We start from the raw sequence: 26,014 nt of genomic DNA, 5'->3' as shown, positions 1-26,014 counted from the left end.
ACAGTTGGGGAATAACGCGTTGTTCGATTTTCTGGAGCCGCGGGCGCAGCTCGACGGGCACAGCATCCTGGTCACCGGCGGCACCGGTTCCTTCGGCAAGCGGTTCATCAAGACCGTGGTCGAGCGCTACAAGCCGGCCCGCCTCATCGTCTACAGCCGGGACGAGCTGAAGCAATACGAGATGGGCCTGGAGCTGCCGGTCACGAAATACCCGGCCTTGCGCTACTTCATCGGCGACGTGCGCGATGCCGGCCGCCTGGAGATGGCGATGCGCGGGGTCGATCTGGTGATCCACGCCGCTGCGTTGAAACAGGTGCCGACTGCGGAATACAACCCGTTCGAATGCATCGCCACCAACGTCCACGGCGCCGAGAACGTGGTCAACGCCTCGATCCGCGCCGGGGTGAAGCGCGTGGTCGCGCTCTCGACCGACAAGGCGGCCAACCCGATCAACCTCTACGGCGCCTCGAAGCTCGCCTCGGACAAGATCTTCATCGCCGCCAACCACCTGGCCGGCGCCGACGGCTGCCGCTTCGGCGTGGTGCGCTATGGCAACGTTATCGGCTCGCGCGGCAGCGTCATTCCGCTGTTCCGCCGCCTCGTTGCGGAAGGCGCCCAGGAGCTGCCGATCACCGACGAGCGGATGACGCGGTTCCTCATTACCCTGCAGCAGGGCGTCAATTTCGTGCTCTCATCGATGTCGCTGATGCGCGGCGGCGAGATTTTCGTGCCGAAGATCCCGAGCATGAAGATGACCGACCTCGCCGCGGCGATCGGCCCGCATTGCAAGACCAAGGTGATCGGCATCCGCCCAGGCGAGAAGCTCCACGAGGTGATGATCACCGAAGAGGACGCCTGGACCACCTACGAGCTGCCCGACCGTTATGTGATCGAGCCCTCGCATATCCATTGGGAAGCCAAGCGCCCGGCGATTCCGGATGCCAAGCTGGTCGCCGAAGGCTTCCGCTACGACAGCCGGAACAATTCGGAATGGATGCCGGCCGCGAGCCTCGCCGAGATCCTGCAGACGGAACCGGCGTGAGCGGCGCGTTCCTGCCCTACGGACGGCAGGATATCGACGCGAGCGATCTCGCCGCCGTCGCCGCGGCGCTGCAATCGGATTATCTCACCACCGGCCCGCAGGTCGGCACCTTCGAGACCGCCTTTGCGAAGATCGTCGGCGCCCGCCATGCCGTGATCAGCAACAGCGGCACCGCGGCCTTGCATCTCGCCTGTATCGCGCTCGACCTCGGTCCCGGCGACAGCGTGGTGGTGCCGGCGGTGACCTTCCTCGCCACCGCCAACGCCGCCCGCTTCTGCGGGGCGGAAGTGATCTTCGCCGATGTCGATCCGGATACCGGCCGCCTGACCGCCGAGACCTTCCAGGCGGCGCTCGACCGGCACCCGCATGCCGCGGTGCGCGCCGTGCTGCCGGTGCATCTCAACGGCCATTGCGTCGACATGCCGGCGATCCGCGCCATCGCCGAGCCGCGCGGCATCGCCGTTATCGAAGATGCCTGCCATGCGGTCGGCGGAAAGCACCAGGCCGGCAACCGCTCGCTGGCCCCGGTCGGCGCCTGCGCGCTCTCCGAACTCGCCTGTTTCTCGCTCCACCCGGTGAAGACCATCACCAGCGGGGAAGGGGGCGTCACCACCACCAACGATGAGGCTGCCTATAAGCGTATGCTGTCGTTCCGCACCCACGGCATGGTGCGCGAGCCCGCAGCGTTCCTGCAGCCCGATCTCGGCCTCGATGCCGAGGGCGCGCCGAACCCCTGGTATTACGAGATGCAGGCGCTGGGTTACAATTACCGCATCACCGATTTCGCCTGCGCGCTCGGCTTGAGCCAGCTGAAACGCCTCGATCAATACGCCAAGCGCCGGAAGGAACTCGCCGCGCGCTACGACCGGATGCTGCCGAAGCTGGCCCCGGCCATCCGTCCGGTGCCGCCGGCCCCCGGCGACGACCCGGTCCTGCATCTCTATGCCGTGCTGATCGATTTCGCCGCGATCGGCCGCCCCCGCGCCCAGGTGATGAAAGAGTTGAAGGCCGCCGGCATCGGCAGCATGGTCCATTACATCCCGGTCAACCGGCAGCCCTATTACCGCCAGCGCTACGGCGCCAGCCGGCTGCCCGGGGCCGACGCCTATTACGAGCGGGTCCTCTCGATCCCCTTCTATCCCACCATGCTGGACGCCGATGTCGACCGCGTGGTCGACGCCTTGCAAGCCTTGATTCCCTGACATAGCCTTCCGGCAGGAACATGAACCCAGGGGGACGGCCATGCTGAAGGAATTTCGCGACTTCGCCATGCGGGGCAATGTCATAGACCTCGCTTTCGGCGTGATCATCGGCGTCGCCTTCGGCGCCATCGTGAACTCGCTGGTCAACGACATCATCATGCCGCCGATCGGCTTCATCATGGGCGGGCTCGACTTCTCCAACCATTTCATCGACCTGACCGAGCCCTCCACGACGCTGACGCTTGCCGCCGCCAAGGAGGCGAAGCATGCCGTCATCGCCTATGGCTCCTTCATCAACACCATCATCAACTTCCTGATCATCGCCTTCGCGCTGTTCATGGTGGTGAAGCAGATCAATCGCTTCCACAAGAAGGAAGCCGCCGCCTCGGCCGGCCCGACTCCGACCGAAGCCCTGCTCACCGAAATCCGCGACGAACTCAGGAAGGGCCGCTAACGCGAATTTTCCCCTCCCCCGTCTTCGGGGGAGGGTAGGGTGCCCCACAATGATTGCCTCGAGCACAAACCAGTAAGAACCCGATGTCCAAGCACACCTTCTCCTGCATCGACGCCCATACCTGCGGCAATCCGGTCCGTGTCGTTTCCGGCGGCGGGCCGCAGCTTCAAGGTGCGAGCATGAGCGAGCGCCGGCAGCATTTCCTGAAGGAGTTCGACTGGATCCGCACCGGCCTCATGTTCGAGCCGCGCGGCCATGACATGATGTCGGGCAGCATCCTCTACACGCCGACCCGCGAGGACTGCGACGTCGGCATCCTATTCATCGAGACCTCGGGCTGCCTGCCGATGTGTGGCCATGGCACCATCGGCACGGTGACGGTCGCGATCGAGAACGGGTTGGTGAAGCCGAAGACCCCGGGCACGTTGCGGCTCGAGACGCCGGCGGGCCTGGTGATCGCCGAATACAACCAGGTCGGCGAGTATGTGGAGTCGGTGCGGCTTACCAACGTCCCGGCCTTCCTGCATTCGGAAGGCCTGGAAATCGACTGCCCGGACCTGGGGCCGATCAAGGTCGACGTGGCCTATGGCGGCAACTTCTATGCGATCGTCGAGCCGCAGGCGAACTACCGCGACATGGCCGACTTCACCGCCGGCGACCTGGTGCGCATGAGCCCGATCCTCAGGAAGCGCATGAACGAGAAATATAGCTTCCAGCATCCCGAGAACCCGACCATCAAGGGCCTCTCGCATATCCTCTGGACCGGCGCGCCGAAGCATCCCGAGGCCGACGCCCGCAACGCCGTCTTCTACGGCGACAAGGCGATCGACCGCTCGCCCTGCGGCACCGGCACGTCCGCACGCATGGCCCAGCTCGCCGCCAAGGGCAAGCTCAAGGCCGGCGACAGCTTCGTCCACGAGAGCATCATCGGCAGCCTGTTCAAAGGCCGCGTGGTGAAAGAGGCCAAGGTCGGCAACCACGCCGCCATCATCCCCTCGATCGAAGGCTGGGCCCGCGTCACCGGCTACAACACCATCTTCATCGACGACCGCGATCCGTATAAGCACGGCTTCGTGGTGCAATAGGGCCGACACCCGCCCGACATCGCATGGGCTATGACCGTTTTCCCGCCCCCAAGATGGGGGCGGGTTAGGGTGGGGGTTGATGCAGCCTGAGCGCTCAAGATCCAGCGCCGTCTGCATGCCAGTGTGATAGATTCACACTATGCCCGAACGTCGAAACACCTCGCCGACTCTCAAGCGCGCGAAGAGACTGCGTGCTGACATGACCGAGGCTGAGAAGAAGCTCTGGTATCGAATCCGGCTGAACCAGCTTGGCGGCCTTCACTTCCGCCGGCAGGTTTCGATCGGCGACTATGCCGTCGACTTCGCGTGCCTGACCAAAAAGCTTGTCATAGAAGTTGACGGGGGGCAGCACGATTGGCTCAAGGAGCAAGACGAGGCGCGCACCCGATACCTAGAGGCGCGCGGCTATCGCGTGATTAGATTCTGGAACAATGAGGTGTTCGAGAACATCGACGGCGTCCTGCACGTCATTGCGCGAGTGGTCGGTGTCCCGGTCTAGATCTCGCGCTGGATCGATCGGTGAGCTTTCATAGCAGCATAACAGCTGCATCAACCCCCACCCCAGCCCGCCCCCATCTTGGGGGCGGGTGATTGCTGTGGCTCAAGCACAGGGATGCATCTCCGACAGAACCCTCTCGATGACCGGCCCGAGTTCCTCGTCCTGGGCCTCCGGGTGGGCGCGGATCCAGTCCATCACCGCATAGGTATCGGAGAGATCGTCGGAGGCGGCCGGCGAGCAGATTCTGGATCCGGCGAGCCGCGTGCGCTCGGCGCCGATCAGGATCACGCAGAAGGCGCGATCCGGGCCATCGTCGGCCAGGCAGGCGCGCGCCGGGGGAGCGCTGTCCGCGAAGGGCGCATGGACGCGCGGCGACGCCTGTCGGTCCGCGCAGGCGGCCAGGATCAGCATCGTCGCGGCCAGGCCGCCCAGAAAATAGCTTGCTCTCAAGCATTCCCCCTGTTTGGGCCCCTGTCTGGCGAGGACTGTAACGCACACCATTCGGCGGCGCCAACCGCCGCAACGGCCGCCGAGCTCATGCAACCCTGCAGGAGATAGCCCCCGGTCGGCGCCTCCCAATCCAGCATCTCGCCGGCGACGAACACCCCTGGGATGGCGCGCAGCATCAAGTGCTTATCCACGGCATCGAAAGCCACGCCACCGGCCGAAGAGATCGCCTCGGCGATTGGGCGTATTCCATCGATCTTCAGTGGCAGCGCCTTGATCAGCGCGGCCAGCGCTCCGGGAGCGTCCGGCACGGTCTCCTTCACCTCGCGCAACAGGGAATAGGCAATGGGCGAGAGCTTGAGCTCCGCCGTCAGCCAGGCGGAGAGCGAGCGGCCTTTGCGGCGCTCGGCCAACCGCCGCGTCAGCGTATCGAGGTCCAGCTGTGGCTTGAGGTCGAGCATCAGCACCGCGGGCAGTCGGTCTCGCAACGCCGCACTGACCGCATAGACCGCGCCGCCTTCGATCCCATGCTGCGTCACTACCATCTCGCCCAGCACCGGTTCGCCGCCCCCGATCGAGAGCGCTATGTTCTTCAGCGGCTGCCCTGCGGCGCGCGCGCGGAAATGTGCCGACCAGGCGATCTCAAAGCCGCAGTTGGCCGGCTTCAGCGGCGCGATGGCGACGCCGCGCGCGGCCAGGATCGGCGTCCAGCCGGCATCCGATCCCAGCTTCGGCCAGCTCGCCCCACCCAGCGCCAGCACGGCTGCCCGCGCGGCGACGGATCGGACCTCGCCGTCGAACCGCAGCCGGTCACCCTCGAATCCGATCCACCGATGCCGCAGCCGGAAATCCACGCCGGCCTCGCCCAGCCGTCGCAGCCAGTTCCGCAGCAACCCGCTCGCCTTCATCGCCTTCGGAAACACCCGCCCGGAGCTGCCGATGAACGTCGCCGCGCCCAGCCCGTCCGCCCAGCCTCGCAGATCCGCCGGCGAGAACCGTTCGAGCCAGGGGGCCACCTGATCGGCGCGGTCGGCATAGCGCGCGACGAACTGCGGCAGTGGCTCGGAATGCGTCAGGTTGAGCCCGCCGCGGCCGGCCATCAGGAATTTCCGCCCCGGCGTCGCCATGGCGTCGAAAACGGCGACCTTGAATCCGCGCGCCGACAGAAATTCCGCTGCCATCAGCCCGGCCGGTCCGGCGCCGATGACGGCGATGTCTGTGGATATCTCGGTTGTACCGGCCATGCCGCAAGCTACCGGCGTTGCGGCCGCCCGTCGATCTCCCTAATCTCCGCCCTCAAGACCCCGACAACGAGAGACGACAGGGACGTGCATGGCCAGCCCGCATCCGGATTTCCCCCAGCTCTACGTGCTCGACCATCCGCTGATTCAGCACAAGCTCAGCATCATGCGCGACAAGACCACCTCCACCACGTCCTTCCGCCAACTGCTGAAGGAGATCGCGCTGCTGATGGGCTACGAGCTCACCCGCAGCCTGCCGATGACCACCAAGGAGATCGAGACGCCGATCACCACCTTCCATGCGCCGACCATCGCCGGCCGGAAGGTCGCGGTGGTGCCGATCCTGCGCGCCGGGCTCGGCATGGCTGACGGCCTGCTCGAGCTCATCCCCGCGGCGCGTATGGGCCATATCGGCCTTTACCGCGACCATGAGACCAAGCGGCCGGTCGAGTATTTCGTGAAGCTGCCGGACCCCGAGGGCCGGATCTTCATCCTGGTCGATCCGATGCTGGCCACGGGCCATTCCGCTTCCGCCGCGGTGGATGTGCTGAACAAGCGCGGCGTCTCCGACGACAACATCCGGTTCATGGCCCTGGTCGCGGCGCCGGAAGGCGTGCGGGTGCTGAACAAGGCGCATCCGACCATCCCGGTCTATGTCGCCGCCCTGGATTCTCATCTCAACGAGAACGCCTATATCGTCCCCGGATTGGGCGACGCCGGCGACCGTCTGTTCGGCACGAAGTAGGCCGCGCACACGGCGGTTCTCATTCGATCAGGTTGTCCGTGACCGGATTGGATCAAGATGCGGCGGCCAGCGGTTCCGGGTCGGTGATGCCGAGCCGCGCCTTCCAGGCGGCGAGATCGTCGAGCGCGCGCCGCGCCAGCGCGGGCTTCCGTTCGGCGCGCCACTGCTTCTCCTGCGCGCGGGTCAGGCCGGCAGGGGCGGGCAGCTCGGGGAACAGGCCGAAATTGACGTTCATCGGCTGGAAGGTCTTGGCGTCCGCCGCGCCGGTGATGTGGTCCAGCAGCGCGCCCAGAGCGGTCGTCGCCGGCGGTGCTTCGCTCGCCAGCTCGAGCCGCTGCCGTGCCGCGAACTGTCCGGCCAGCAGGCCGATGGCGGCGCTCTCGACATAGCCCTCGACCCCGGTCACCTGGCCGGCGAAGCGCAGCCGCGGCTGCTGCTTGAGGCGGAGATCGCGGTCGAGCAATCGTGGAGAGTTGATGAAGGTGTTGCGATGCAACCCGCCGAGGCGCGCGAACTCGGCGCGCTCCAGGCCCGGGATCATGCGGAAGATCCGCGCCTGCTCGCCATGCTTCAGCTTGGTCTGGAAGCCGACCATGTTGTAGAGCGTGCCGAGCGCATTGTCCTGCCGGAGCTGCACCACCGCATGCGGCCGCCGCCCGGTCTTCGGGTCGGTCAGGCCCACCGGCTTCATCGGCCCGAAGCAGAGCGTGCGCGGCCCGCGCTCGGCCATCACCTCGATCGGCAGGCAGCCCTCGAAATAGGGCGTCGACTTCTCCCATTCCTTGAAGTCGGTCTTCTCGCCTGCCAGCAGCGCTTGGTAGAAGGCATCGTATTCGGCCCGGCTCAGCGGGCAGTTGATGTAATCGGCGCCGTCGCCTTCCGGTCCCACGCGGTCGTAGCGCGACTGGAACCAGGCCTTGTCGAAATCAATGCTGTCCTTGTGCACGATCGGCGCGATCGCGTCGAAGAAGGAGAGGGCGCTTTCGCCGGTCAGCTCCAGGATCGCCTGGGCGAGGTCGGGCGAGGTCAGCGGCCCGGTGGCGATGATGACATTGTCCCACTGCACCGGCGGGATGCCGGCGACTTCCTCGCGCCGGATCTCGATCGCCGGGTGCTGGGTGAGGCGCGCGGTGATCTCGGCGGCGAAGCCGTCGCGGTCCACGGCCAGCGCGCCGCCCGCCGGCAGCTTGTGCCGGTCGGCCGCGGCCAGGACCAGCGAGCCCATCCGCCGCATTTCCTCATGCAGCAGCCCGACGGCGTTGTTCAGCGCATCGTCCGAGCGGAAGGAATTGGAGCAGACCAGCTCGGCCAGGGATTCGGTCTTGTGGGCGTCGGTGCGCCGGACCGGCCGCATCTCATGCAGGATGACCGGGACGCCCAGTGACGCCGCCTGCCAGGCCGCCTCGGCGCCCGCCAGGCCACCGCCGATCACGTGGATGGGTGCGGTTTTGCTCGTTTCACGCATTGCATTTACCATTGGTCTTGGCGCTAGAATATCAGGCCCGGATACCACAGCCGACGGGAATCGGCCCCTGGGAATTGGGCATGCAAAGCGGATTTCCCCTGCGGCAATCGGCCCCTCAACAATGTTTCTTGAGGGATTCCGGGCGTCCGGGGGCAAAAGGGCCGCTGGGGAGCGGCCCGGGGCGTGAGCTAAGGGAGGGGATGCGTGGCAGTGATGGAATCCGATCGGCGTCGCGCGAAACGGGCGGGGGCCAGCCCGCGCCGCTCGAACAGCCGCTCGAAGACGCTGAAGAGCGCCAAGATCGTCTTCAACAAGAACCAGAGTGTCATCGACTGCTTCGTGCGCGATCTCTCGCCGACCGGCGCCAAGCTGAAGCTCGGCGACCTGGTGCCGGTGCCGAAGAACTTCGTCCTCGAGCTCCACGACGGCACCCGCTACGACTGCGAACGCGTCCGCGCCATGGGCCAGGAAATCGGCGTCCGGTTCTTGAAATAGCGCCGCCGCCATTGACCGGCGTCATCCCCGGGCTCGACCCGGGGATCTCTATCCGCGCTAAGCCGTCTGCTCGATCCCCTGGTCCTTCAGCATCTTCGCATAGGCCGGCAGCGCCAGGCAGTGCTGCACCAGCCGCTTGATCTCGCGGTGATGCACGGCGGGCTTCTCCATCTTGCGGGTCCAGCGCGCGAGCATCGCCAGGTAGATGTCGCAGGCATAGAAATTCTTGCCGCACAGATAGGGCCCGGACCGCGCCAGCACGCCATCCAGGAAGCCGAACATCTGGTCGCAGCGCTGCTCCGCCTTGGCCGAGAGCTGCGCCTGCTGGTCGATGCCGTCGATGAAATACTCGCCGTGCCAGTAATGCATCAGCGCCTCCTGCAGCGTGTTGGTCTGATAGGCCATCCATTGCAGGAACAACCCGCGGTCGGGGTGGCCCGGCGCTGGGGCGAGGCCCGCTTCCGGATGCCGCTCGGTCAGGAACAGGCAGATCGCGGCGCTCTCATACATCACCTGGGCGCCGTCATAGACCAGGGTCGGCACCCGGCCATGCGGGTTGAGGCGCATGTATTCCGCGCTCTTCTGCTCGTTCTTGTCGTCGTCGACCTTGACCAGCTCGTGCTTCGCGTTGATCGCGTTCAGGATGGCATGGGGCGCCATCGCCGCGCTGCCCGCTGCCCAGTAGAGCTTGTACATCCGTCTCCCCCGTGTTGTGATTCGCCACTTCGGCTTCTCCATAGCACAGGGATCCTGTCATCATGAGTCAGGAAGCTAACCAACGCCCCGGACTGACCGGCCCCGACCAGATCGAATACTGGAACAGCGAAGCCGGCCGGGCCTGGGCCGCCCGCCAGCATTCCTGGGACACCGCCATGAAGCCCTTCTCCGACGCGGCCCTGATCCGCGCCGCGGTGGCGCCGGGCGAGCGGGTGATCGACATCGGCTGCGGCTGCGGTGCCACCTCGCTGCAGCTGGCCGAGCTGGTTGGGCCCAAGGGCAAGGTGCTGGGCGTCGATGTCTCGAAGCCGATGCTCGACCGCGCCAAGCAGCGCGGCGCCGGCAACCCGGTCCTCTCCTTTGCCGAGGCCGACGCCACCACCTATCCCTTCGAGAAGGGCACGACCGACTTGTTGTTCTCGCGCCACGGCGTGATGTTCTTCACCGAGCCCGAACGCGCCTTCGCCAACCTGCGCAGCGCCTTGAAGCCGAGCGGCCGGCTGGCCTTCTCCTGCTTCCGCTCGCCCAAGGAGAACGGGCTCGTCACCACGATCCTCAACACCGTGACCCCCTTCGTCCCGCCGCTGCCGAAGACGGAGCCGGACGATCCCGGCCCCTTCGCCTTCCAGGACCCGGAGCGGGTGAAGCGCATCCTCGGCGCCGCCGGCTTCAAGTCGGTGGCCTTGGAGCCGGTCGACGTCCAGTCCGACATCAGCGACGGCAAGGGCATGGAGGAGGCGCTGGTCAACGCCCTGGAAATCGGCCCCGCCAGCCGCGCCCTCAACGGCGCGTCGGCGGAGACCAAGGCGAAAGCCGAAGCCGCCTTGCGCGCCGCCTTCACCCCCTTGCAGAAGGACGGCAAGGTCCTGCTCGGCGCGGGCCTCTGGATCGTCACGGCACGGAACGGCTAGCCGCGCTGCACGACCGGCTTCGGCGCGACTCTCGCATCGACCGCTGGGCTGGCAATGCGCCGCTGCCAGTAGGCGCGGACCAGCGAGAGGGCGCAGTAATCGTCGGGCTGTAAGCCATAGTTCAGCCGCAGGCGGGGCGGCGGTCTTTGCCCGCGCAGGCGCGTGAACCAGCGGCGGTCCGGCGCTTTTGCCTCCACCCATATCTTGGTCTCGCCGGTCAGGGTGATGAGCCCCGCGTCGAGGTCGATGTCCTCGATGTCGCGCCAGGGAAGGCGCGGCATGTCGGTGACGCTGTGGTCCAGCAAGCCCTCCGCATCGAGGACTACGGGCACGAAGTCGCGGGCCTTCCAGCGCCACATGGTCCAGACATTCCGGAGCGGCACGCCGACAAATATAAAGAGCATCACCGCGACGCCGACCGGGTTCGACGCATCGGTTTCGGCTTCCCTGAGCTTGCCAAGCAAAATAGCCCCCATGAACAGGGCGAACCACAGGGCGCCCAAGCTCGGCAGCACGCGGGGCGGCATCCGCCGCGGGATGACGATTTCCGGCGCATCGAGATCGACCTCCACGCGCCGCCGGCCGAACTGCCGGACCAGCGAGAGCAGGGCGCCGTTGGCCATGTAGAGACCCCAGCCCGCGACCGGCCCGGTCCCGATCACCAGCGAGAGAACCGTCAGCAGGCCGGGATTCTCACGGTAGTAATCGATCCCGAAAACCATGATGCCCAGCGCGATCGCCGAGCCCAGCGCGATGCCCAGCAGCCGCGAGATCAGCCGGCCGAAGCTGAACCGGTCGATGCGGGTGAATCGCGAGTCGCCACGCGGAGCCATGCGCCAGATTCTTATCCGGGCAGCCGCTCGCCATGCAACCGTGCCGCGCGTCCTTAAGCCCGCTTCTTCTTCGCCTTCGCGGTCAGGTGCGGCGCCAGGTAATGCCCGGTGTAGCTCCCCGGCGTCTGCGCTACCTGTTCCGGCGTGCCGGCGGCGACGATCTTGCCGCCCTTGTCGCCGCCCTCGGGCCCGAGATCGATGATCCAGTCCGCGGTCTTGATCACCTCGATGTTGTGCTCGATCACCACCACCGTGTTGCCCTGGTCCACCAGCTGGTGCACGACCTCCAAGAGCTTGCGCACATCCTCGAAATGCAAGCCCGTCGTCGGCTCGTCCAGGATGTACAGCGTCTTGCCCGTCGCCCGGCGCGCGAGCTCCTTCGAGAGCTTCACCCGTTGCGCCTCGCCGCCCGACAAGGTCGTGGCCGCCTGGCCGATATGGATATAGCCGAGGCCGACCTGTTCCAGCATGGCGAGCTTGTCGCGGATCGGCGGCACCGCCTTGAAGAACTCGACGCCTTCCTCGACCGTCATGTCCAGCACGTCGGCGATCGACTTGCCCTTGAAATGCACCTCGAGGGTCTCGCGGTTGTAGCGCTTGCCCTTGCACTGGTCGCATTGCACATAGACGTCGGGCAGGAAATGCATCTCGATCTTGATGACGCCGTCGCCCTCGCAGGCCTCGCAGCGCCCGCCCTTCACGTTGAAGGAGAAGCGGCCCGGCTTATAGCCGCGCGCCTGCGCCTCCGGCAGCCCGGCGAACCAGTCGCGGATCGGGGTGAAGGCGCCGGTATAGGTCGCCGGGTTGGAGCGCGGCGTGCGCCCGATCGGCGACTGGTCGATGTCGATCACCTTGTCGAGATATTCCAGCCCCTCGATCCGCTCATGCGCCCCCGGATGGGTGCGCGCATCGTGCAGCCTTTTGGCCAGCGCGTTGTACAAGGTCTCGATGATCAGGGTCGACTTGCCGCCGCCGGAAACCCCTGTCACCGCGGTCATCACCCCCAGCGGAATCTCCACCGAGACATTCTTCAGGTTGTTGGCCTTGGCGCCGACGATCTTCAAGCTGAGCGGATTGCCCTTCTGGTCGGTCGAGCCCGCGCGCCGCACCTCCGGCACCGGGATGCCGCGCGTGCCGTTGAGATACTGCGCGGTCAGCGAATTGCCCGCCATCACCTGCTTGGGCGTGCCCTTGGCGACCACCTGGCCGCCATGCACGCCGGCGGCCGGCCCCATGTCGATCAGGTAATCGGCCTCGCGGATCGCATCCTCGTCATGCTCGACCACCAGCACCGTGTTGCCGAGATCGCGCAATCTCTTCAGCGTCGCCAGCAGCCGGTCGTTGTCGCGCTGGTGCAGCCCGATCGACGGCTCGTCCAGCACATAGAGCACGCCGGTCAGCCCCGAGCCGATCTGCGAGGCCAGCCGGATGCGCTGGCTCTCCCCGCCGCTCAGGGTGGCGGAGGCGCGGCTCAGGGTCAGGTATTCCAGCCCCACCGAATTGAGGAAGCCCAGCCGCTCGTTGATCTCCTTCAGGATCCGATAGGCGATGTCCTTCTGCTTCGGGCCGAGCTTGGCGTTGAGCGCGCCGAACCACTGGCCCGCCTGCAGGATCGAGAACTCGCTCACCTGCGCCACGTTCAACCCGTCGATCTTCACCGCCAGCGCCTCGGGCTTCAAACGCTGCCCGTTGCAGGCGTCGCAAGGCGAGCTCGCCTGGTAGCGCCCGAGCTCCTCCCGCATCCACGACGAATCGGTCTCGCGGAACCGCCGCTCCATATTGGTGATGACGCCCTCGAACGGCTTGGTGGTCTTGTAGCTCCGCGTGCCGTCGTCGAAGGTCAGGGTCACCGCCTCGTCGCCCGAGCCGAACAGGATCACGTCGCGGATCTTCTTCGGCAGGTCCTTCCACGGCATGCCGAGGCTGAACTTGTAATGCCGCGCCAGGCTGTCGATGGTCTGCGCGTAATACTGCGACGAGGAATGCGCCCAAGGCGCGATCGCCCCGTCGCGCAGGGTCTTCCTCTCGTCCGGGATCACCAGCTCCGGGTCGAAATACAATTTCGAGCCCAGCCCGTCGCAGACCGGGCAGGCGCCGAACGGGTTGTTGAAGGAGAACAGCCGCGGCTCGATCTCATCGATGGTGAAGCCGGAAACCGGGCAGGCGAACTTCGCCGAGAACAGGATCCGCGGCTCATACCCTTTCGGCGGCGTATCCGCGAAATCGACGAACAGCAGCCCGTCGGCCAGCCCCAAGGCCGTCTCCACCGAATCCGCAATGCGCGTCTCCAGCCCCGGCTTCACCGCCAGGCGATCGACCACGACCTCGATGTCATGCTTCAGCTTCTTGTTGAGATTGGGGAAGTCGCCGATCTCGACGATCTTGCCGTTGACCCGCACCCGCTGGAAGCCGCGCTTCTGCAGCTCCAGGATCTCCTTTTTGTACTCGCCCTTCCGCCCGCGCACGATCGGCGCCAGCAGGTAGATCCGCGAGCCCTCCGGCAGCGCCGTGATCCGGTCCACCATCTGCGAGACCGTCTGGCTCTCGATCGGCAGCCCGGTCGCGGGCGAGTAGGGGACGCCGATCCGCGCATAGAGCAGCCGCAGATAGTCGTAGATCTCGGTCACCGTGCCGACGGTGGAGCGCGGATTCTTCGAGGTGGTCTTCTGCTCGATGGAGATCGCCGGCGACAGGCCCTCGATCGAATCCACGTCGGGCTTCTGCATCAGCTCCAGGAACTGCCGCGCATAGGCCGAGAGCGATTCCACATAGCGCCGCTGCCCCTCGGCATAGATCGTGTCGAAGGCGAGCGACGACTTCCCCGAGCCCGAAAGCCCGGTCAGCACCACCAGCGCGTCGCGTGGAATATCGACATCGACATTCTTCAGGTTGTGCTCCCGCGCCCCCCGAACGGAGATCACGTGCCCCGCCTCCAAATTCGCCAAAGAATCCCGCTTTGTCGAGCCGTTAGCCATGTGTTTTCAACCGGAAAATCAAGATGTTACGGGGCGCAGCCGAGCCTCGCGCCGGGCCGCCACTATAGCCGCCCGCGCGCCGGATCAAAGCCCTTTGTTCTATGATCGTTCGGTGCTAAGTGTGCCTCCTGACAGCGGGTGTCAACACCGGCGAGAGTCATCGACCCCTCACCCCAGCCCTCTCCCTCAAGGGGAGAGGGGGATTCTCCTCGCTGCACGGCGAGACGGGTCCCCAAAGGCTGGCGCGGCGCAACCGAAGCGAAACAGGTTGTGAAAGAATCCCCTCTCCCCTTGCGGGAGAGGGCCAGGGTGAGGGGTCGAAAACTCTCGCCGAATATGCTCAAAGACCGCAGCAGACTCGATCCACCACCAACCACAACAGACACAGACAAATCGGAAAGACGCGGGGACATCATGGCAGGCAGCGTGAACAAGGTGATTCTGATCGGCAATCTCGGCCGCGATCCGGAGATCCGCACCACCCAGGACGGCACCAAGGTGGCGAATCTCTCGGTCGCGACCTCGGAGAACTGGCGCGACAAGAATTCCGGCGAGCGCAAGGAAAAGACCGAGTGGCACCGTGTCGTGGTGTTCAACGACCGCCTGGTGGACGTGATCGAGCGCTACCTGAAGAAGGGCGCCAAGGTCTATCTCGAGGGCGCGCTGCAGACCCGCAAATGGACCGACCAGAGCGGCCAGGAAAAATACACCACCGAGATCGTGCTGCAGCGCTACCGCGGCGAACTCACCATGCTCGACGGCCGCGGCGGTGGCGGTGGCGGCGATGAAATGGCCGATGCCGGAGCCGGCGGCGGCTATGGCGGCGGCAGCGGTGGCGGTGGTTACGGCGGCGGCTCGGGCGGTGGCTATGGCTCGGGTGGCGGAGGCGGTGGTGGCTCCGGCGGCAGCCGTGGCGGCGGCGGAGATCTGGACGACGATATTCCGTTCTAAGGGCGTTACCGCAATTGTGACGAGACCGGTAGTATCCCATAGGCTAGGCGGGCCACTTTAGACGGGAGCGGTGAGCGCAATTCGCCTAAACCAAACTGATATCGGTACCACGCCGATAAAGGTGTTCTAGTCGGCCGCGAAAGCTCTGCCATGCGCATTCACTCGCGACCACCGTTTGGCAACTGCCGACGGAGTGCCGAGATTGTAGTTCCGGGGACACAATCCTGAACTCGCACGGTGAAGGTTGCGTCGGCAGGGGAATCACGGTGCCAGTCTACTGAATCACCGCAATTCCCAGAGTAGAGCGGCCGAAGCAGGCGATGGACGGAGATCGCCCGCTTACCGGGTCGCGCCCCGATTGTCTGGGGGATATGCGAAACCGTGGCTCAAGTGATGCATTCGGCACCGGGCCGCTGCGCCAAATCGATATAACGGCGATGTCACGGCAGCCTAGTTATCCCTGCGATCAGCCGCGCCATGCGCACGGTGACGGCGCAATCCGGCCCGTTCGGGCCTTGGTCAGGGGGAACACATGGCGAGAGTTCTGCGGATTGGAAGTTCGTCCAACATCTTCGCGGCAGCAGCCGGCGGCGGCACGCCGCCGGACATCGGCAAGCAATACCTCGATCGCCTGGTGAAGTTGATTCCGAGCGAGGTGATCGGGCTCTATCTCGCCGGGAAAAGCATCATCCAGGCGAAGTACGACCCAAAGCAGCCGATCGATCCTGCCGGCCAGGAGTCGAGCTATTGGATCGGCTGGACGGCGGCCTGCTTCCTCGCCGTGATCTTCGTCCGCTGGTGGGCGACGCGCGATCCCGATCCCGCGAACCCGAAGCCCGCGCAAAAGGGCGCCATCGCGATCGCGGCCATCTCATTCCTGTGCTGGATCTACACGCTGGGCGATTTGTTCGGCCGGGTCTGGACCGACCTCTCGAGTCCGGTCCTGGGCGCGCTCCTGGTGCTGGTCTGGACCTTCCTGGTGCCGTTCTTCTACAAGGGCGACGATGCGTAATTTTCAAACGCTCGACCGGCCCGGTCGGTTCGGTGCACTGTCTCGAGCCTGGCGACAGAAGATTGAGGGACCGACCGGTGATCGAGTTGAGGCCGATGCGCGACGGCGAATACGCCGCCTATCTCGACTATTTCATTCCCGACTATGCCGCGGAGGTCGCGTCCAGCTATGGGCTTTCGGCCGAGGAGGCATTGGCGCGGGTGAAGCGGGAGATGGCGGCGGACCTGCCGGACGGCATCCATACCCCCGGCCATCGCCTGCTCTGCCTGGTCGATCGGGCGGGCGATGCCGAAGCGGTGATCGGCTACCTATGGCTCAAGCCCGACGCGGTGAATCGCTCGGCCTTCATCAACGATTTCGAGATCCTGCCGGCCCACCGGGGCAAGGGCCTCGGGAAGCAGGCCATGGCGCTTCTGGCCGCCGAGCTGAAGCGCCAAGGCTTCGAGCAGATCAAGCTCCGCGTGGCCGAGGACAATGCCCGCGCCCGGCACGTCTATGAAGCCACCGGCTTTCGGGTCACCGGGATCAACATGAGCAAGTCGCTGCTGTCGGAGTGACCGCGCACGGGCTTGGCCGCGCTACTTGCCCTTGAGCTTCTTCTCGACCTTCTTGCGCATCGGGCCGGCGGCCTTGATCGCTTTCTTGACCGCGGTGGGTGACTTGCCGGTCTTCTTCGCCACGTAGGCGACCTCGTAGCGCTCGCCACCGGCGACCCGGATGCGATCCGCCTTGCCACGCTTGGACTTGTCGTCTGCCATCTTCTGCGCGATGGGAACTTGAGCTTAAGGCCGCGGGGGAGTCGGCAGCAACCGGCAAGGGCACAGGTCGATCTTCCTTTCCGGTTTCGCAGCGCCAAACCGCGTGGTCGGCTTGCGTGTCAGTTTGATGTCGCGCTTGCGCCGCGCGGCGGCGCGCCGATAGCATCCGGCCCGAAATCGGCAGACGAATCGTCAAACGGGGAAATCATGATCTCGATCTTGCGTAAGCCGCGCGCCGTCGGCGCCGCGCTGCTGGCCTTTGCCGCGCTGCTGTTTGCGGCGCCGGCGCCGAGCGCCGCCTCCACCTATACGCTGGCCTATTCCGGTCAGGTGACGTCCGCCACCGGCATGTTCAACATCCTCGGCGTCACGGCTGGCGATGCGGTCGCCGGCACGGTGGGCCTGGAGAACGTCGACTTCTTCTCGCCCTTCGTATCGCCCGCGGTGATCAGCAACACCTTCAGCCAGTTCCCGATGCCGACCCAGTTCCAGGTCAGCCATGGCGCGTCGAAATACACCTTCGACAATCCCGGCGCCGGCAACATCATCTCGCAGCTGCTCGGCGGCACCAGCAGCTCGCTGTCGCTGACCGCCTTGGGCCCGGTCACCAAACTCTCGCTGTTCTACGAGACCCTGACCCCCAACGCACCGCTGTTCAGCCTGGCGGGGCTCACCGACTGGGGCCAGGTGCCCGGATTGCTCAGCGGCTCGATCGCCAATCTGTTCGGTTCTTTCGAGGTGACCGATCTCGGCAAGGTCACCTTCTCGATCAACCTGGCGGCGACGCCGGTCGCCGCCACGCCGATCCCGGCGGCGTTGCCGCTCTTCGCCTCCGCCTTGGGCGGTCTCGGCTTCTTCGGCTGGCGCCGCCGGCGCGGTCAGCCGGCCGCCTAGGGTTCGAGGCGCCGGCACGAGCTTTTGGTCTCTGCTTGATGACGGCATGAGCCTGGCTGCCCAATGGCGCGGATGCCGGCCGGGCCGACCAGCAGCCGGTTGACGGCGTCGGGGCTCAGCGCGGATTCTCGACGCCGGGCAGAACCCGCCCCATTTGAGCTGGGCGTTGCATACCTTAAGGGTTTGCTGCTGAACCTCCACGATGGTGACGCATTCGTCGCGCACCGCAGGAGGCGAGCCGCGCGCGCCGCCGCCGGGTTGCGGCCACTCAATCGTTGACGCGCCGTAGCCGCCGCGACCGCCGGCCGCGGGCCGATGCGCCGATCGGTTGACTCTTGTCAAAGGCCAGAGCGGACGCGCTCCTTATGTTGCGCGAGGGAGCGGCGCCGCAAGGCGCCTTCAGGTGGGCATCGACATTCGATGCATCTCGTTCAACGGGAGAAACGCCTATGAAGGAATACCGGATCGTCCATCTCTTGCGCAACAATCCCTATCGCGCGCCCAATCTCGGCCTCGGCATCGAGATCGGCGACAAGGTCTTCAATGTCGATCTGAAAACCATCATCAACAAGCTGAAGGCCGGCGACAAATTCTATGTCGCGGCATCCGGCTACAAGGCTTACACGGAGGTCGCGACGCATCCCGTGACGGTGCGGGAGTATGTCCGCACGGTGCCCGATCACACCAAGGCGGACAACCTCTCGGCCTTGCCGACGCATCTCTGCAGCGGCAGCGCAACCGGTCCCGGCACCTATGGCTGGGGTAATCCGACCGAAGCGGTCGATCTGCCCTACAGCGGGGAGGGGCGCTGGCTCAGCCGGTTGCACAACACGACTTGGCCCTATGCGGCGGATACCCACGGTCAGACGCCGGATTGCGGCGACAGCATCGCGGTCGGCTATTACGACTACTACGACGGCGGTTACCCCGTCGGATCGATCTGGGGCAATGTTCTCTATCGCGGCCTGGTCAACATCGATGTGTCGGGGCTGGACAAGAGAAAGATCGTCAAGGCGGAGCTCCTCCTGCATCGCGTGCAGACCACCAATCAGATCGACGGCAATGCCACGAATGACGGTTCGGCCTTGCACTCGGTGTGGCGGCTGACCGGCCCCTGGACGGAGTTCGTCGATCCGACTCTGATGTCGACCGAGATCATCCATGGCGTCTCGACCTGGGGCGGTACCGGTGCGCTCTCCTATTACGACACCCATACGCACTACGTCGGACTCGATATCACCGAGAGCGTCAGGCTGTGGCGCGACGCCGTGATTCCCAATCACGGCTTGATGCTGGTCGGTCCGAACGAATCCGAGCAGAAGAACAACAACTCCTTCTATTCCTGCTACGATATCGTGTCGGTCGTCGTGGAGCAGGAAATCGTCATTCCCTGGTGAGCCGTTCGGGCGAGGGTGGCTACGCCGACGGCGGGACGAGTGAAGGCGCTACTTGCCCTTCAGCTTCTTCTCGACCTTCTTCCGCATCGGGCCGGCGGCCTTGATTGCCTTCTTGACCGCGGCGGGCGACTTGCCGGTCTTCTTCGCCACGTAAGCCACCTCGTAGCGCTCGCCGCCGGCGACCCGGATGCGATCCGCCTTGCCACGCTTGGATTTGTCGTCCGCCATGGGATCCTCCGCTGGATGGGAGAACAACACTAGGGCCGCATCGGAGTCGGGGGCAACCGGTCGCACCGGCAGCCTGAGCCGCGCCGGCAATCTCCGAAACGGCCCGGCTTGTGCCCTTTTGAACAGCCTGACGCGGAAATCCGCTCATTCTCCGCCGATGCCCGAAGAGAAGAAAGAGCTTGAGGCGGATCCGAAACCGGTTACCGCCGATCCGGTCAAGGACGCCGCGATCTTCGACGCATTTGCCGAGCAGGCCGCCAAGGCCGCGGTCTGGCCCGATGCCGTGAAGGCGCAGCTCCCGAAGAAAACGGAATAGCTCTCCCGCCCAACGCGCCAACTGTCTTGACGCCGCGGCTGAAACAGCGGCTCGTCATGCGGCGATTCCCATCCCGGGGAGTCCCCATGGAGTCGAACCTGCCTGACCTGATCCCCGATCCCGAAAGTCTCGGCTGGAACGCCTGGTTCGCCGAGCAGGCCCGCCTGCATTGCGGCCCGGCCGACAGCGCGGCGCGGGTGACGTCCGTCGATCGCGGCTGGCTGGTGCTGCTGAACGAGACCGGCGTGTTCCGGGCGCAGCTCTCCGGCAACCTGCTGCACAACGCCGAAGCGCCGGAGGCGCGGCCTTGTGTCGGCGACTGGGTCTGCGTGAGCCGCTCAAGCGCCGACGCCGACGGCGTGGGCATTGTGCAGTCCGTGCTGCCGCGGCAGACCAGCCTGCGGCGCAAGGCGGCGGGCGGGGTGGCGGTGCAGATGATCGCCGCCAATGTCGATTGCGTCATCATCGTGCAGTCCTGCCATTACGACTTCAACCTGAAGCGGCTGGAGCGCTATCTGACCATGGTGGGCGAGGGCGGGGCGGAGCCCTGGCTGCTGCTGACCAAGACCGATCTGGTTTCACCCGAGGTGCTGGAGGCGCAGGTCGCCGAGATCCGCGGCGCCGGCATTACCGCCCCGCTGCTGACCTTGAGCAACATCACGCGCGATGGGATCGACGCATTGCAACGCATGTTGCAGCCGGGCCGGACCTATTGCTTCGTCGGCTCCTCCGGCGTCGGCAAGAGCACGCTCATCAATGCACTGATCGGCCATGCGCAGCAGGTGACCAAGAGCGTCAGCGACAGCGGCGAAGGCCGGCACACCACGGTGCGCCGCGAGCTGATCCGGCTCGAGAACGGCGCCATGGTGATCGACAACCCAGGCATGCGCGAGTTCGGCATTCTCGCCGCCGAGAGCGGGCTCGCGACCGGCTTCGCCGACATCACCAACCTGGCACCCCGATGCCGCTTCAACGACTGCACGCATCGGAGCGAGCCGGGTTGCGCCGTGCTCGCCGCCGTCAGCGCCGGCACGCTCGACCGCGGGCATTACGAGAACTTCATGAAGCTGACCCAGGAGTCGAAGTTCAGCGCCTTGTCCCCCGCCGAGAAGCGGAAGAAGGAGCGGGCCTTCGGCCGCCTCGTCAAGTCGGCCAAGAAGGACCGATAGCGGCGGCTTGCGCCCTATTCCGCCGGCAGGCGATACCCCTGCACCCGGAACAGCCTGAGGCAGGCGGCGACGGCTTCGGCGTCGTATTTCGTGCCGGCATGGTCCTCGATCTCGGCCAGCGCGCGCTCGATGCCGAGGCCGGGGCGGTAGGGGCGGTGGGCGGCCATGGATTCCACCACGTCGGCGACCGCGACGATGCGGGCCTCGAGGATGATCGCGTCACCCTTCAAGCCGTTGGGATAGCCGCTGCCGTCCAGCCGCTCGTGGTGCTGGCGCGCCACCTCGGCGACCGGCCAGGGGAAGTCCACCGCCTTCAGGATGTCGAAGCCGGATTGCGCATGCTGCATGACGAGCTGGTACTCGGTCGCGGAGAGCTGGCCCGGCCGGGTCAGGATCTCCGTCGGCACGCTGATCTTGCCGACGTCGTGCACCGCACCGGCGATCCGCAGGCCGCGCTGCCGCGCCTCGTCGAGGCCCATCTCCGCGCCGATCGCCGCCGAGAGCTCGCCCACCCGCGATTCATGGCCGGCGGTGTAGGGATCCCGGAGCTCGATCACATGGCCGATCATGTCCAAGGTGCCGACCAGCGTGCGCTCCAGCCGCTCGGCATATTCGTTGATGGTGTGGCGCGAGCGCGCGACCTCGGTGATGTCCTGCATGATGCCGAGGATCACCTGGTCGCCCTGCAACTCGCTCACCGCGGCATGGGCGCCGATCACGATCTCGATGCCGTCCTTGCGGCGCACCGCGAACTCGTCGCGCACCGACTTGACCGCGCCGGAGAGCATGCGCTGGATGTGGTTCTCGACCCGCGTCACGTCGGCGGGGACGATCAGGTCGTGCACCGGCCGGCCGGTCATCTCCTCGGGGCTGTAGCCGAAGATCTCGGCGCCGCGCTTGTTGACGAAGTCGATGCGATCGCCGCGCAGCATGAAGACGCCGGCGATCGGCTGCTCGATCAGGGTGCGATAGCGTTCCTCGGACTGCTGCAGCCGGGCCATCGAGCCCTCGACCTCGGTCACGTCGCGGATGCAGCAGAGCCGCCCCGGGCGGCGCGCGAAGAGCACGTCGTTGGAGGCGATCTCGACCATCAGCGGACGGCCGTCCTTGCGTCGCTGCCGCCAGATCCGCTGCGCCCGCCGCGGTCCCTTCAACGACGCGGCATAGGCGCGCAGCATCGGCACGTCCTCGGGCGGGACAAGCTGGTCCGCCTTCATGTGCAGCAGTTCGTCGCGGCTGTAGCCGTAGAGCGCGACCGCGGCGTCGTTCGCCGCGCGGATGTCGAAGGTCTCGCGGTCGTAGACCAGCAGCGGGCTCGGGTTATCGGCGAACATCAGGTCGTAGCGCGCCTGCAGCCGGCGCCCGAGGCACAGTGTGCCGAAATAGATCACCAGCCCGCCGACGCCGATCAGCAGCACGGTCTGGACCAGGCCGCCGGACAGCCCCGGCACCGCCGATACCGGTGCCGCCGCGTTCAAGCCCGCGACGGCGAGTCCGAAGGCGGCCCAGGACGAGGCGAGGGTGAGTGCGGGCTTGCGGTACACGGTCGAGAGTGGTGCTGTTGGGTCGGAAAAATTCTACTAAAATAAGTGTTAAGCATTCCTCAACAGCGGCTCCGCCGGTCCGGGATCGCCCCGCTAGTCCGGTCGCGGCGGCGCGGGCGGATTGTCGCGGATGCTTCGCCAAGACAAGGCAAGAAGGCGTTCCCGGACTTGGGCTGCGGGAGCCGATCTGCGCGCGCCCACACGCAGAACGGGCCGGCCGGGCGCGCCGGACGTCCTGGCGGCTCGCCTGCTGCGCGTCTCCCGCCGCTACTTGCCTTTGAGCTTCTTCTCGACCTTCTTGCGCATCGGGCCGGCGGCCTTGATCGCTTTCTTGACCGCGGTGGGTGACTTGCCGGTCTTCTTCGCCAGGTAGGCGACCTCGTAGCGCTCGCCACCGGCGACCCGGATGCGATCCGCCTTGCCACGCTTGGACTTGTCGTCCGCCAAGGAAGGCTCCCTCTGGATTTCCGCGCGCTGGGAATTCGAATTTAAGGCCGCGGCGGAGTCGGCGGCAACCGGCAAGGCGCCGCAGTCGGCACGCTCACCAATCCGTCTTCCACCCCGCCGGCAAGGTCACCCAGGCGCAGCGGGTCTCGTTCTCGACGCTCAGCTTCGGCTCCGGCAGCGGTTCGGTGAAGCAGCCGCCGGCGATGCCGGTCAGCCCTTCGAATTCCGCCGAGCGCCAGGAGAGGGTGGTGCCGCATTTGCCGCAGAACACGCGCTCCTGCCAGTCGGCCGCGCCGGTGTTCGGCGCCTTGCCTGACGGCGAATAAGTGCGGAAGGCGCCGAGCGTCGCCGTGACGTCCGAATTCTTGAAATAGACCGACCAGCCGAAGGCGGAACCGGTGCGGCGCTTGCAGTCGGCGCAATGGCAGATCCCGTTGATCGCCGGCTCGCCCTGCACCCGGATCGCGCAGGCGCCGCAGCAGCATCTCGCTTCGCGTGTCATCGTCTCACCCCACCGTCATTGCCGGACTTGACCCGCCAATCTCGCGCCAATTCCTGTGCTGAATTCAGCACGCCGGCCCACCAGATGCCTCAGCAACGACGCGCAGAGTAGACCGCCGAGAACAGATCGGGCACAATAAATAGTTTCGTGAGCAATCGAGATCTGCACCCGTTTCGCCGGAAACACAGACCGGACCAGATCGATTGTGTTGAAGTCGGCGTTCGCGATCGCCGCCCGCTCAAAACCACGCCGCCATCGGAAATCGCTCTGGAGTGCCCATGCCGAAGAAATCGACCGACCCCTTCATGGGCGCGCTCTGGGAAGCGCTGGTCGCCGACAAGCTCGGGCCCGGCGGCCATGACACCGGCTGGGACGAAACCAATGTCCGGATCCGCAACCGCTTCATCAAGGCGGTGCGCCAGGTCCTGCAATCCGGCGCTGCCTTCGGCGCCAGCATGAGCGAGGTCGGCACGCCGGCGAAATCCGCCGCCCGCGCGGGGAGGAAATCGGCGGGCAAGAAGCGCGATCCGAACGAGCTGCAACTGCCGCTGCTGGCCAGCTTGAAAGCGCTGGAGAAGAAACGCGGCCGCTGACCGGTCTGCATGTACCCAGCATGTACGGAACGGGGGATCGCTTTCGCCCGCGAACAGGCGAAGTCGTTAATTATCAAAGGCTTGATCTGCTTTTCGGCGCCAGAACAGCGCCGGGTCGTCAATGCAAAATCGGCTTCCCGCGCCTAGGGCTGCCCGATGATCTGCCGCAGCAGCGGGCGGAGCTCGTCGATGGTGAGCACCGCGCCGCCGGCCATCGGCAGCGTGTCTGCCGAATCCTCCTGCGCTTCCATCAGCGCGCGGGTGATGTCCTGCATGTCGTCGGCGAAACGCTTTTGGGTCGCAGCATTGGCGTTGAAGGCCGCGGCATAGTTGATCCAGACCAGGCGGCAGGCCGCGAGCCGCGCCGCCCGCGTCTCGACCGGGCCGGCCAGCACGATCGCCGCATGCCGGCGCGCGATGGCGGTGAGGTAATCCGCATCGCGTCGCAGCGGGTCGGGCGGCGCAGGTTCGGGCGGCGCGGGTTGAGTGACGGGCGCTTCTGGTGGCGGCAGAGTCTTCTTGCGTGCGCGTCTGGCCATGGCATTCCCCTGATGCCCCGTTTGTTCTGGTGCGCGAGATCCCCGCTGCGGTGGGACCCCAAGCCACCGGAGCGTTCGAAACGCCGGCCCGCGCCGAAAAGTTCCAGTCTGTGCCGCTAAATGCCCCACCATCGTCATCCCGGGCTTGACCCGGGGATCCCTGAATAGGAACTCCCGAACCAGCGCCTCGAAAATTCATATTTTTTCTATGCAGCCGATATCCCTAAGGTTTCTGCATTCGCGCTGCACGCAAAGGATCGCCGCCATGAGCCCACAGAATCCAAAGGCCGAAACCATCGACACCCTGGTGATCGGCGCCGGCCAGGCCGGGGTCGCGATGAGCGAGCATCTGGGCAAGGCCGGCGTCCCGCACCTGGTGCTGGAGCGCGGCCGCATCGCCGAGCGCTGGCGCTCCTGGCGCTGGGACAGCCTGGTCGCCAACGGCCCGGCCTGGCATGACCGCTTCCCGAACCTGCTGCATGAAGGCGATCCCGAAGGCTTCCCCGGCAAGGAGAGCGTGGCGGATTACTTCGTCGCCTATGCCAAGAAGTTCGCGGCGCCGATCCGCACCGGTGTCGAAGTGACCTCGGTCTCGGCGCTGCAAGGCAAGCCCGGCTTCCGCGTCGAGACTTCCAAAGGCGTCATCCAGGCGCGCCGCGTGGTCTCCGCCACCGGCCCGTTCCAGATCCCGATCATCCCGCCGATCGTTCCTGAGACGGAAAGCTTGAAGCAGATCCATTCCACCAGCTATCACAATCCGGCGGAGCTTCCCGAAGGCGCCGTGCTGGTGGTGGGGGCGGGGAGTTCGGGCACGCAGATCGCCGACGAGCTGCTGCGCGCCGGCCGCCGCGTCTTCATCTCGGTCGGCCCGCATGGCCGCCCGCCGCGTGCCTATCGCGGCCGCGACTACTGTTGGTGGCTGGGCGTGCTCGGCAAGTGGGACATCACCACGCCGCCCGCCGGCGCCGAGCATGTCACCATCGCGGTCTCGGGCGCCTATGGCGGCAACACCGTCGACTTCCGCCGCCTGGCATCGCGCGGCATGACCCTGGTCGGCACCACGCAGGCCTATCAAGATGGCGTGCTCACCTTCGCGCCGGACCTCGCCGCCAACCTCGCGAAAGGCGACGCCGATTATCTCGCGGTGCTGGACGAGGCAGATGCCTATATCGCGCGCACCGGCATGGACCTGCCGCCGGAGCCCGCGGCCCGCGTGATCCTGCCGGATCCCGCTTGCGTCACCACGCCGATCCGCGCCCTCAACCTGCGCCAGGAGGGCATCACCACGATCATCTGGGCGACCGGCTTCGCGCTCGATTATTCCTGGCTGAAGTTCGACGTGCTGGGCGCCGACGGCAAGCCCAGGCACAGCCGCGGCATCTCGGAAGTGCCCGGCCTCTATTTCGTCGGCCTGCCCTGGCTGTCCCGCCGGGGATCGAGCTTCATCTGGGGCGTCTGGCACGACGCGCGCTTCATCGCCGACCAGATCGGCATCCAGCGCGCCTATGAAGGCTACCAGCCGCCCGCGACCGTGCAGGCAAAGGAGGCCTGAG

At 66.0% G+C, this 26,014-nt stretch carries 29 protein-coding genes; 17 read left to right on the top strand and 12 right to left on the bottom strand.

Annotation, left to right across the window (positions count from 1 at the left end; genetic code table 11):
- Nucleotides 1-19 precede the first annotated feature (19 nt).
- The 5 genes from pseB (at nt 20) to ACYQ4T_RS23620 (ending at nt 4,282) form a co-directional block, all read left to right on the top strand.
- Nucleotides 20-1,042 (top strand): UDP-N-acetylglucosamine 4,6-dehydratase (inverting), encoded by a 1,023-nt coding sequence (pseB, locus tag ACYQ4T_RS23640; RefSeq protein WP_459859060.1) that lies wholly within the window; start codon nt 20-22, stop codon nt 1,040-1,042.
- Nucleotides 1,039-2,244 (top strand): UDP-4-amino-4,6-dideoxy-N-acetyl-beta-L-altrosamine transaminase, encoded by a 1,206-nt coding sequence (pseC, locus tag ACYQ4T_RS23635; RefSeq protein WP_459859059.1) that lies wholly within the window; start codon nt 1,039-1,041, stop codon nt 2,242-2,244. Before pseB ends, pseC begins: the two co-directional genes overlap by 4 nt.
- A gap of 40 nt (nt 2,245-2,284) precedes the next feature.
- The gene (gene mscL / locus ACYQ4T_RS23630; RefSeq protein WP_459859058.1) at nt 2,285-2,698 is read left to right on the top strand and encodes a large conductance mechanosensitive channel protein MscL; all 414 of its coding nucleotides are present in this window, start codon (nt 2,285-2,287) and stop codon (nt 2,696-2,698) included.
- Between the two features lie 83 nt (nt 2,699-2,781).
- Complete coding sequence (locus ACYQ4T_RS23625) at nt 2,782-3,783, top strand: 4-hydroxyproline epimerase (RefSeq protein WP_459859057.1); 1,002 nt, start codon at nt 2,782-2,784, stop codon at nt 3,781-3,783.
- 139 nt (nt 3,784-3,922) lie between these two features.
- Nucleotides 3,923-4,282 carry an endonuclease domain-containing protein gene (locus ACYQ4T_RS23620; RefSeq protein WP_459859056.1) on the top strand — a complete coding sequence of 120 codons (360 nt, stop codon included), beginning with the start codon at nt 3,923-3,925 and terminating at the stop codon, nt 4,280-4,282.
- Between the two features lie 102 nt (nt 4,283-4,384).
- Here ACYQ4T_RS23620 and ACYQ4T_RS23615 read toward each other — a convergent pair whose 3' ends face one another.
- The gene (locus tag ACYQ4T_RS23615; RefSeq protein ID WP_459859055.1) at nt 4,385-4,732 is read right to left on the bottom strand and encodes a Rap1a/Tai family immunity protein; all 348 of its coding nucleotides are present in this window, start codon (nt 4,730-4,732) and stop codon (nt 4,385-4,387) included.
- A complete protein-coding gene (locus ACYQ4T_RS23610; protein WP_459859054.1) occupies nt 4,729-5,973 on the bottom strand; it encodes a TIGR03862 family flavoprotein in 1,245 nt (414 codons plus the stop codon). The genes ACYQ4T_RS23615 and ACYQ4T_RS23610 overlap by 4 nt, the downstream gene beginning before the upstream one ends.
- Before the next feature lie 88 nt (nt 5,974-6,061).
- Between ACYQ4T_RS23610 and upp the strand changes: the two genes are divergently transcribed.
- Complete coding sequence (gene upp / locus ACYQ4T_RS23605) at nt 6,062-6,715, top strand: uracil phosphoribosyltransferase (protein ID WP_459859053.1); 654 nt, start codon at nt 6,062-6,064, stop codon at nt 6,713-6,715.
- 52 nt (nt 6,716-6,767) lie between these two features.
- Here upp and trmFO read toward each other — a convergent pair whose 3' ends face one another.
- Nucleotides 6,768-8,180 (bottom strand): methylenetetrahydrofolate--tRNA-(uracil(54)-C(5))-methyltransferase (FADH(2)-oxidizing) TrmFO, encoded by a 1,413-nt coding sequence (gene trmFO / locus ACYQ4T_RS23600; protein ID WP_459859052.1) that lies wholly within the window; start codon nt 8,178-8,180, stop codon nt 6,768-6,770.
- A gap of 213 nt (nt 8,181-8,393) precedes the next feature.
- Between trmFO and ACYQ4T_RS23595 the strand changes: the two genes are divergently transcribed.
- Nucleotides 8,394-8,675 carry a PilZ domain-containing protein gene (locus ACYQ4T_RS23595; RefSeq protein ID WP_459859209.1) on the top strand — a complete coding sequence of 94 codons (282 nt, stop codon included), beginning with the start codon at nt 8,394-8,396 and terminating at the stop codon, nt 8,673-8,675.
- A gap of 57 nt (nt 8,676-8,732) precedes the next feature.
- Here the strand turns inward: ACYQ4T_RS23595 and ACYQ4T_RS23590 are convergent, their stop codons facing one another.
- Entirely contained in the window at nt 8,733-9,371 is a 639-nt protein-coding gene (locus ACYQ4T_RS23590) for a glutathione S-transferase family protein (RefSeq protein WP_459859051.1), read from the bottom strand.
- Nucleotides 9,372-9,433: 62 nt separating this feature from the next.
- Between ACYQ4T_RS23590 and ACYQ4T_RS23585 the strand changes: the two genes are divergently transcribed.
- Nucleotides 9,434-10,303 (top strand): class I SAM-dependent methyltransferase, encoded by an 870-nt coding sequence (locus ACYQ4T_RS23585; RefSeq protein ID WP_459859050.1) that lies wholly within the window; start codon nt 9,434-9,436, stop codon nt 10,301-10,303.
- Here the strand turns inward: ACYQ4T_RS23585 and ACYQ4T_RS23580 are convergent.
- Entirely contained in the window at nt 10,300-11,136 is an 837-nt protein-coding gene (locus ACYQ4T_RS23580; RefSeq protein WP_459859049.1) for a hypothetical protein, read from the bottom strand. The two genes, ACYQ4T_RS23585 and ACYQ4T_RS23580, sit on opposite strands and share 4 nt — an antisense overlap.
- Before the next feature lie 53 nt (nt 11,137-11,189).
- Nucleotides 11,190-14,111 carry an excinuclease ABC subunit UvrA gene (uvrA, locus tag ACYQ4T_RS23575; RefSeq protein ID WP_459859048.1) on the bottom strand — a complete coding sequence of 974 codons (2,922 nt, stop codon included), beginning with the start codon at nt 14,109-14,111 and terminating at the stop codon, nt 11,190-11,192.
- Between the two features lie 414 nt (nt 14,112-14,525).
- Here uvrA and ssb point away from each other — a divergent pair, with 414 nt between their 5' ends.
- From ssb to ACYQ4T_RS23560, 3 genes are all read left to right on the top strand, one after another.
- The gene (ssb, locus tag ACYQ4T_RS23570; RefSeq protein ID WP_459859047.1) at nt 14,526-15,062 is read left to right on the top strand and encodes a single-stranded DNA-binding protein; all 537 of its coding nucleotides are present in this window, start codon (nt 14,526-14,528) and stop codon (nt 15,060-15,062) included.
- Between the two features lie 532 nt (nt 15,063-15,594).
- Complete coding sequence (locus tag ACYQ4T_RS23565) at nt 15,595-16,074, top strand: hypothetical protein (protein WP_459859046.1); 480 nt, start codon at nt 15,595-15,597, stop codon at nt 16,072-16,074.
- Nucleotides 16,075-16,151: 77 nt separating this feature from the next.
- Nucleotides 16,152-16,631 (top strand): GNAT family N-acetyltransferase, encoded by a 480-nt coding sequence (locus ACYQ4T_RS23560; protein WP_459859045.1) that lies wholly within the window; start codon nt 16,152-16,154, stop codon nt 16,629-16,631.
- A gap of 21 nt (nt 16,632-16,652) precedes the next feature.
- On the opposite strand, the gene ACYQ4T_RS23555 is transcribed toward ACYQ4T_RS23560, so the two are convergent.
- Entirely contained in the window at nt 16,653-16,832 is a 180-nt protein-coding gene (locus ACYQ4T_RS23555) for a DUF3606 domain-containing protein (RefSeq protein WP_459859044.1), read from the bottom strand.
- Between the two features lie 207 nt (nt 16,833-17,039).
- Between ACYQ4T_RS23555 and ACYQ4T_RS23550 the strand changes: the two genes are divergently transcribed.
- Complete coding sequence (locus ACYQ4T_RS23550; protein WP_459859043.1) at nt 17,040-17,726, top strand: hypothetical protein; 687 nt, start codon at nt 17,040-17,042, stop codon at nt 17,724-17,726.
- A 449-nt stretch (nt 17,727-18,175) separates the two neighbouring features.
- Nucleotides 18,176-19,123, top strand: coding sequence for a DNRLRE domain-containing protein (locus tag ACYQ4T_RS23545; RefSeq protein WP_459859042.1), 948 nt, complete (start codon nt 18,176-18,178; stop codon nt 19,121-19,123).
- Nucleotides 19,124-19,171: 48 nt separating this feature from the next.
- On the opposite strand, the gene ACYQ4T_RS23540 is transcribed toward ACYQ4T_RS23545, so the two are convergent.
- Nucleotides 19,172-19,351, bottom strand: a complete 180-nt coding sequence (locus ACYQ4T_RS23540) for a DUF3606 domain-containing protein (protein WP_459859040.1) — start codon at nt 19,349-19,351, stop codon at nt 19,172-19,174.
- A gap of 157 nt (nt 19,352-19,508) precedes the next feature.
- Here ACYQ4T_RS23540 and ACYQ4T_RS23535 point away from each other — a divergent pair, with 157 nt between their 5' ends.
- Both ACYQ4T_RS23535 and rsgA read left to right on the top strand, forming a co-directional pair.
- The gene (locus ACYQ4T_RS23535) at nt 19,509-19,667 is read left to right on the top strand and encodes a hypothetical protein (RefSeq protein WP_459859039.1); all 159 of its coding nucleotides are present in this window, start codon (nt 19,509-19,511) and stop codon (nt 19,665-19,667) included.
- Nucleotides 19,668-19,753: 86 nt separating this feature from the next.
- Complete coding sequence (gene rsgA, locus ACYQ4T_RS23530) at nt 19,754-20,836, top strand: ribosome small subunit-dependent GTPase A (protein WP_459859038.1); 1,083 nt, start codon at nt 19,754-19,756, stop codon at nt 20,834-20,836.
- Nucleotides 20,837-20,850: 14 nt separating this feature from the next.
- Here the strand turns inward: rsgA and ACYQ4T_RS23525 are convergent, their stop codons facing one another.
- The 3 genes from ACYQ4T_RS23525 to ACYQ4T_RS23515 all read right to left on the bottom strand — a co-directional run bounded on the left by ACYQ4T_RS23525 (nt 20,851) and on the right by ACYQ4T_RS23515 (nt 23,329).
- Nucleotides 20,851-22,380, bottom strand: a complete 1,530-nt coding sequence (locus ACYQ4T_RS23525) for an HD domain-containing phosphohydrolase (protein ID WP_459859037.1) — start codon at nt 22,378-22,380, stop codon at nt 20,851-20,853.
- A gap of 267 nt (nt 22,381-22,647) precedes the next feature.
- Complete coding sequence (locus ACYQ4T_RS23520; RefSeq protein ID WP_459859036.1) at nt 22,648-22,827, bottom strand: DUF3606 domain-containing protein; 180 nt, start codon at nt 22,825-22,827, stop codon at nt 22,648-22,650.
- Nucleotides 22,828-22,921: 94 nt separating this feature from the next.
- Nucleotides 22,922-23,329 carry a GFA family protein gene (locus tag ACYQ4T_RS23515; RefSeq protein ID WP_459859035.1) on the bottom strand — a complete coding sequence of 136 codons (408 nt, stop codon included), beginning with the start codon at nt 23,327-23,329 and terminating at the stop codon, nt 22,922-22,924.
- A gap of 278 nt (nt 23,330-23,607) precedes the next feature.
- On the opposite strand from ACYQ4T_RS23515, the gene ACYQ4T_RS23510 reads away from it, so the two are divergent.
- Entirely contained in the window at nt 23,608-23,922 is a 315-nt protein-coding gene (locus tag ACYQ4T_RS23510) for a hypothetical protein (protein WP_459859034.1), read from the top strand.
- 143 nt (nt 23,923-24,065) lie between these two features.
- Here the strand turns inward: ACYQ4T_RS23510 and ACYQ4T_RS23505 are convergent, their stop codons facing one another.
- Nucleotides 24,066-24,461, bottom strand: coding sequence for a hypothetical protein (locus tag ACYQ4T_RS23505; RefSeq protein ID WP_459859033.1), 396 nt, complete (start codon nt 24,459-24,461; stop codon nt 24,066-24,068).
- 265 nt (nt 24,462-24,726) lie between these two features.
- Here ACYQ4T_RS23505 and ACYQ4T_RS23500 point away from each other — a divergent pair, with 265 nt between their 5' ends.
- Nucleotides 24,727-26,013: a flavin-containing monooxygenase gene (locus tag ACYQ4T_RS23500; RefSeq protein WP_459859032.1), complete on the top strand. Its 1,287-nt coding sequence runs from the start codon at nt 24,727-24,729 to the stop codon at nt 26,011-26,013.
- Nucleotide 26,014: the final 1 nt, after the last annotated feature.

The sequence above is a fragment of the Dongia sp. agr-C8 genome (assembly GCF_054658695.1).
This window is presented reverse-complemented; position numbering and strand designations above follow the sequence as displayed.